Origin of the sequence: Bacillus sp. V33-4 (genome assembly GCF_002860225.1) — a bacterium.
GTDB lineage: Bacteria > Bacillota > Bacilli > Bacillales > Cytobacillaceae > Bacillus_BJ > Bacillus_BJ canaveralius.
The window spans coordinates 74,966-81,258 of the sequence record NZ_PGVC01000038.1 but is presented as its reverse complement, the minus strand read 5'-3'; the positions used below and the strand labels follow the sequence as shown (position 1 = coordinate 81,258).

7 protein-coding genes and 1 pseudogene are annotated in these 6,293 nt (G+C 41.6%); 3 read left to right on the top strand and 5 right to left on the bottom strand.

What is annotated here, in order from left to right; translation table 11 throughout:
• Positions 1-58: 58 nt before the first annotated feature.
• Positions 59-937, bottom strand: a pseudogene (locus CVD23_RS14640) (MATE family efflux transporter); the annotation flags it as partial.
• Positions 938-1,149: 212 nt separating this feature from the next.
• Here CVD23_RS14640 and CVD23_RS14635 point away from each other — a divergent pair.
• Complete coding sequence (locus CVD23_RS14635; RefSeq protein ID WP_101578391.1) at positions 1,150-1,302, top strand: YflJ family protein; 153 nt, start codon at positions 1,150-1,152, stop codon at positions 1,300-1,302.
• A 107-nt stretch (positions 1,303-1,409) separates the two neighbouring features.
• Here CVD23_RS14635 and CVD23_RS14630 read toward each other — a convergent pair whose 3' ends face one another.
• The 3 genes from CVD23_RS14630 to CVD23_RS14620 all read right to left on the bottom strand — a co-directional run bounded on the left by CVD23_RS14630 (position 1,410) and on the right by CVD23_RS14620 (position 4,196).
• Complete coding sequence (locus CVD23_RS14630; RefSeq protein ID WP_101666430.1) at positions 1,410-1,970, bottom strand: GNAT family N-acetyltransferase; 561 nt, start codon at positions 1,968-1,970, stop codon at positions 1,410-1,412.
• Between the two features lie 294 nt (positions 1,971-2,264).
• Positions 2,265-3,389 carry an amidohydrolase gene (locus CVD23_RS14625; RefSeq protein ID WP_101578389.1) on the bottom strand — a complete coding sequence of 375 codons (1,125 nt, stop codon included), beginning with the start codon at positions 3,387-3,389 and terminating at the stop codon, positions 2,265-2,267.
• A gap of 24 nt (positions 3,390-3,413) precedes the next feature.
• Complete coding sequence (locus tag CVD23_RS14620) at positions 3,414-4,196, bottom strand: undecaprenyl-diphosphate phosphatase (protein WP_101578388.1); 783 nt, start codon at positions 4,194-4,196, stop codon at positions 3,414-3,416.
• 165 nt (positions 4,197-4,361) lie between these two features.
• Here CVD23_RS14620 and CVD23_RS14615 point away from each other — a divergent pair, with 165 nt between their 5' ends.
• Positions 4,362-4,694, top strand: coding sequence for a DUF4870 domain-containing protein (locus tag CVD23_RS14615; protein ID WP_101578387.1), 333 nt, complete (start codon positions 4,362-4,364; stop codon positions 4,692-4,694).
• 168 nt (positions 4,695-4,862) lie between these two features.
• Here the strand turns inward: CVD23_RS14615 and CVD23_RS14610 are convergent, their stop codons facing one another.
• Positions 4,863-5,357 (bottom strand): GNAT family N-acetyltransferase, encoded by a 495-nt coding sequence (locus tag CVD23_RS14610; RefSeq protein ID WP_101666429.1) that lies wholly within the window; start codon positions 5,355-5,357, stop codon positions 4,863-4,865.
• 141 nt (positions 5,358-5,498) lie between these two features.
• Between CVD23_RS14610 and CVD23_RS14605 the strand changes: the two genes are divergently transcribed.
• The gene (locus tag CVD23_RS14605; RefSeq protein ID WP_101666428.1) at positions 5,499-6,287 is read left to right on the top strand and encodes a hypothetical protein; all 789 of its coding nucleotides are present in this window, start codon (positions 5,499-5,501) and stop codon (positions 6,285-6,287) included.
• The last annotated feature ends 6 nt before the right edge of the window (positions 6,288-6,293 follow it).

The window sequence follows — 6,293 nt, the reverse complement described above, 5'->3', positions numbered from 1 at the left end:
TGGCTCTAAACCATGAGAATGAATAGATTGAATTTTTCGACAGTATTTATGCAACACTAGTGAACGGAATCATATATAAAAAAGAGGCGAAGTTAATTGCAATTTGGTGGGCAGCGATTGTAGCGGTATCAAATGTACTCATCAATAAGGTCACCGCTGAAAAGATACTGGTTTCAAAGAAAATAGCGAAACCGATTGGAACACCAATCATTAAAATCTCCTTCCATTTATACAACGAGAGTCCTGGAAGGCTTTTAAATACACCAAATTGTGTAAAAGGTTCCAACTTAATAATGACAAAGACAGCAATTAACGTGATCAGCCAATATGTGATCGCTGAAGCTATACCGGCACCGACACCACCCAGCTCCGGGAAGCCGAATTTTCCGAAAATAAACAAATAGTTAAAAAGAACGTTAATCGGAACAGCCATTAATGTGATCATCATTGTAACCCTCGTTTTTCCTAATGCATCTATGAAAGAACGAAGAACATTGTAGACAAATAGTGGGATCATTCCGAAGCTTAAAGCGATAATATAGTTTCGGGCAATTTCCCGCACCTCAGTCTCCAGCTGCATGATGTTCAGAATCGGATTTAAAATGAGCGAACCGACAGCGATGACAAATATCGCAGTGACCACTGAAAGATAGACGCCTTGAACGACTGAATAGGAAGCTTCCTTGCTTTCCTTCGCACCGACAAGTTGGGCAACAATAGGAGTGACGGCAAGCAAAATGCCGCTTAATCCGGTAAAAACGGGTACCCAAAGCGATGATCCGATCGCAACTCCAGCTAGATCATAATGGCTGAAATGTCCTGACATCATGATGTCAAAGAAGTTAATCCCATACATGGCCAGCTGGGTGACCAAAATGGGAAGGAGTATGACAAATAATTGTTTTAGCTTTTCTTTTCTGCTGTTTGTTCGTTCCATGTTTTTTGCCCTCGTTTTCTTTTCGTATAACGGAAAAAATTATATCATACACCAGATGTTGATGAGCTTTTATATCTCCCATCGATCGTAAAAAGCAACAAAGCGAGTAAATGCATGTAAACTTGGTTTGTCTATTAGAGCCGTCATCTTTTATAACGCCTGTGCATACATATATGTCATCGAGACAAGCGTAATGAAAGAGGGGTAGACTAATGGCGTACCGTGGTTCAAAAGGCTGGTATATTTCACAATTAAAGGCAGAGGGTGTTACAAGGCATCCGGTTGAAAGAAGAAAGCTAGAACTATATAAAACGTATATAATTCGAAATCTCTATTTGGAAATGGTCCGAGCAAAAGTCAAATAGAATCAGCATACGGCGGTCAATGCGAAAAATATAGTTCAAAATAAAAACGCTCCGATGCACGGAGCGTTAGTTGTATTGGACAATAATCTTCGAACGACGCCGGCAGCCTATGCTTCAAGCAAATGTGAAGCGTCTTGCTGCTGTGCACCGTTCCTGAGAATTTGCAAGGTATAGACATCTTTCGGGATTTCAAATAAATCATAAATTTTTCCTGTAGCATTCAATTGATCATATATGGTTTTTCTTGTTTCATTCGCTTTGATGGCATAAGGCAGTTTTTCGGCAGCCTTCCGTGAACGGACGTTTTCAGTGCGGATTCGCATGAAAATCGTATCAATGCCGGCCTCATAAAAAAGCTCCTCAAAAAACGCGTCTTTCGCTAGTTGATTGTATCCTTTTCCGTGGAATGGCTTGCCAAGCCATGTCCCTAAGAAGCCCGCATTATCTTGAATATTAAACAGGTTAATCGTCCCGATTGGACATCCCCATTCGTCAAGAATCGTTCGCGAAATGATTTCACCACGTTCTTCAGCTTCAATGGTCTGTTTTGTTATAAATAAAAACTCATCATAGGAATAAGCTTTTTGGCGTACAAAAGGAAAAACATCAGGGTGAACCATTAAATCATACAAGGCGTGACAGTCGTGAAGATCACGTTTCTTGAGCATGTGTTTACCTCCATCCTGAGGACAGTCCGAATCCATACCTAAATAGACTCTGGGTCCACCCTCGAAATTTTTTGTAATGTTGCTAAAAAATTTCGGGGTGGGAATCGAACCCACTAGAACCAGTAAACTGGTGGCGCACCATTTGCCTTCCCAATTGCTCGCATACGGTTATTTACTTTTTTATAAAAGCTTTGAAAACGTCGTACTTAAGGTATAATACTAAAAAAATATCAAAAAAGAAATAGGTAAAATGTTAATTTTTATAGCGGAATTTTAACATTTTTCTACAAAAAATTAACTGTCTGTAAAGACGAAATTTCCGTCGATCATCGTCCACTTTGGTTTAGCAAAAAAATGGAAAGGATGATGGCTCCATAACACTAAATCAGCGTCTTTTCCCGCACTAATGCTCCCCAGCTTTTCGTCGATTCTTAAATTTTTCGCTGCTAACAGGGTGATACCTTCAAGCGCTTTTTGCTCGGATAATCCTTCCCTGACAGCGATGGCGGCACAAACATTTAAGTATTGTATCGGGGTGTATGGGTGGTCAGTGGTGATCGAAACTTCGATTCCATGCTCTGTCAGTTCCCGATAAGTTCTCCAGTGTTTATTCTTTAGTTCGACCTTCGATTTTCTCGTTAATGTCGGGCCAACGCAGACTTTTAATTTTTGCCCTGCCAGCTCGTTTGCAATGAGATGCCCTTCCGTGCAATGCTCGATGCGGAGATCAAGACGAAACTCTTCGGCAAATCTTATTGCCGAGATGATATCGTCTGCACGATGGGCATGGATTCTAACGGGGATTTCTCTCTTTAATGCTTTTACTAGCGGGGCCATTCTCAGCGAGTCTGGTTGGTCAGTATTTTTTGCTTCGTAAAACGCTTCGCGCAGCATGCCCATAATCCCCATTCTCGTAATAGAATCCTTATTTCCCTGACTGTGAATCCGCTTCGGATTTTCGCCAAAGGCAATCTTTAAACCGGCCGTTTCCTGGATAAGCATTTTTTGAATGTTTTTCCCACAAGTTTTAATAACGGACGTCGTTCCCCCAACCACATTCGCGCTGCCCGGCATAACATGCACGGTTGTAATTCCATATTTGACCGCATCCGAAAATGCGGGATCTAAAGGATAAACCCCATCGATGGCCCGGATATGCGGACTCATTGCTTCAATCGTTTCATTGGCGTCATTGCCAGCCCAGCCCGTTCCTTCGTCGTAAAGACCGAGATGGGTATGCACATCAATGAACCCGGGAAACAGATAGCACTGATCGCAGTCAATGATTTTCGCGTCACTGCCGGTCACAAGATTTTTCCCAACCAGGGCAATTTTACCGTCTTCTACTAAGACATCACCGGTTAACAATGGTGGTGAGGCAATCGGATATACTTTCGCATTTTTCAATAAAGTCTTCATTTGACTCCTTCCTTTAAAACATGCTTAAAAAGCACCAGTGATCTGAAGGGCAAGTATTGTAAACCCGAGAATCCAAACATAAACGGCAAAGATCTTCAGCGATTTTGTTTTTAAAAATTGAATCATCCAGACGACAGCTGCATATCCGAACAAAGCAGATGCCAATGTCGCAATCAGCAGGCTGCTGAAGGGAAGCGCTTCTACATGCCCAGAATACAGCTTGCCAGCCTGGAGAACAATGCCTCCGGCAATCGCTGGGATCGACAGCAAAAAAGAAAAATAAGCGGCCGATTCCCGGTCCAATTTTCGAAATAAACCGGCTGCGATCGTTAGCCCCGAGCGGGATAACGCCGGAAAAATGGCAGCTGCCTGAAAAAAACCGATGAAAAGTGCATCGCCGTAGCCTATGTTATCGATATTCTTTGCTCCATGTTTTACACTATCGGCAATCCAGAGGATCAAGCCGGTGACGAGAAACTCCCAACCAATCGTAGCGCCGGTTTTTGAAATAGAATCGAACAAGTCGTTGAACAGAAACCCGACAATGACAGCCGGAATCGTCCCTACTGTGACGAGCATTGCCAGTTTCCCAAACGGATTTTTTAGCATTTTTAGCAGCTCATTCTTATAGACTACAAGTACGGCAAGCAGTGTACCAACGTGGAGCATTGTATCGAGAAAAAGTCCTGCTTCATCAAGCCCAAAAAAGTGTCTTCCCAAATACAAATGGCCAGTGCTGGAAATAGGCAAGAATTCGGTTAAACCTTGAATCATCCCCAGTACGAGCGCTTCAAGCTTAGACAACATTGATTATCACCCTTTGTATCTTTGTCTATAATCATTTGTATTCAAGTTGTCCTAAACAAGAACATCAAACATAATCAAGTGCCGGGTCATTTAAATGAGGAAACTTTTTAGAAGATGGAACGTAAATAATAGAGAGAAGTATATTCTAATTTGGGGGAACCTGCGATGGATAGAAAACGACCGACTAATGACGAAAGGCTTCTGGCGACCGCGATATATGTGAGCAGTTTTTTTACCACGTTTATCGGCCCGCTGATCATCTGGCTAATAAAGAAAAACGAATCCGCTTTTGTTGATTATCACGGCAGAGAGTATTTTAACTTTATTATTTCTTACGCGATTTATTCGATCATAAGCGTTTTGTTGATGCTCGTCTTAATCGGCTTTGTCACGATCTGGATTATTGGAATTCTTACAGTTGTGTTTACGATCATCGCAGCAATTAAAGCATTTGAAGGGGAAGAATACCGAATTCCATTTATATTTCGGATTCTCTAGCAGACAGGGTGGCGATACTCACAGACATCTCACTTGAGGTGTCTGTTTTTCTATCAAAATATAGAACCGGAAACAATTGTTAGCTACTGAAACATACGGGGCTAATTCCATTCAGTCAGCCCTTATTTTGTAATAACGCTCAAAAACAGATCGGACGGTAGTCGCCAATCAGTCGAGCCATTTATACATATAATATTCATTGACTGCTTCCCCGTCGATGATCAGGGAGCCGATTTTTTCCCCTTCAAGTTTAAAGCCCATCTTTTTATAAAGATGATAGGCTGGTGCATTCGTTTTAATCACCGTCAATTCAAGCCTTTTCAGTCCTCGCTGCTTTGCCCATTCAAACAATTTCTCAAACAGCATTGTGCCGATTCCATGGCCACGATACCCTGAACGGATACCAATGACTATATAGGCTGCATGCTGTTTGCGCTTTTGGGTGTTGCCGATGCCAATAATGTAGCCGGTCAGCCGGTTATCTTCTTCCGCTACGAATATGGTTGTATGCAGATTTGTTAAAAATTGGCTAATTTTAGTCTCCTCTTTTTTAACAGACGATGTTCGTTCCCCGGGCTCGAAAAGCATAAAACCCGAGTCATCAACTTCCATTAATAGCTCAAGAAATTTTTCGGCGTCTTTCGCAGCTATTTCTCTGATCATTTACATTCCTCTTTCCTGTCTGTAACTTATCTTGCGTTTTCACTCCAAAAAAATCATCTTTTACAAAGAAGAATAATAGACTATTAAAAAGGATTCATGATTGAACATGAACTAGATTTCAAACAGGCGAGGTGCACAAGAATGACCATTCACCAGTACTATAAGCACTCGGCTGCTACTTCGTTAAATGGCAGCCTCCTATTCCTTATTCCACCCGGTTTAATGTTAGGCATTTCGTTATGGCTGAATATTCAGCTGCCCATTTTAGCTTTGGTTGCTCCATTTCTATTACTTAGCTTTTTCTCCTATCAAAAACACCTTTTACTTGAGGAACAGTCTAGAAGCAGTGCTTTCACATTCAATGATAAACCACAGCAGGGAAAACACGCGTTAAACGAAGATCAGCTGCTATTAACGTTTCTTCCTGCTCCTTCGTTGAGAATGCTATTATTCAACCCGGACGGAATTCTTGCCGGGGAAATCAAGGATCTGCGGTTTTGGAAATGGAGATGGCTGCTGCCCTATTTTCTAGATAAGTCGATTCCGGCCCAATACGGATTTTATAATGGTAATAATCAACTTGCAGCAATCATTAAACTGAAAAAAAAAGAGATTATCGTAACTGACTCTGATCAAACAGAAATGGTCAGAATCAAGCGCAACTCACTGAAATCTTTTCACATTGATATGAATGGTGAAAAAATAAATATTCATTTAACGGGTTCAACTGCGTTTACAGATATTCGCTATGTCTGGACAGATCGGACACCGGAGGTTATTTTGAGAAAAGGCTGGATGCCGCTTGAATGGAGCAAACAGTTTAAAGACCCAAACACACCAGTCCTAACCTTTCACAGCAAGGATTCGCAAAAAAAACGGTTGGCGATGTTTTCACTTCTGACACTGTATTATCGCTACTCGAACCATTAAGAAAGC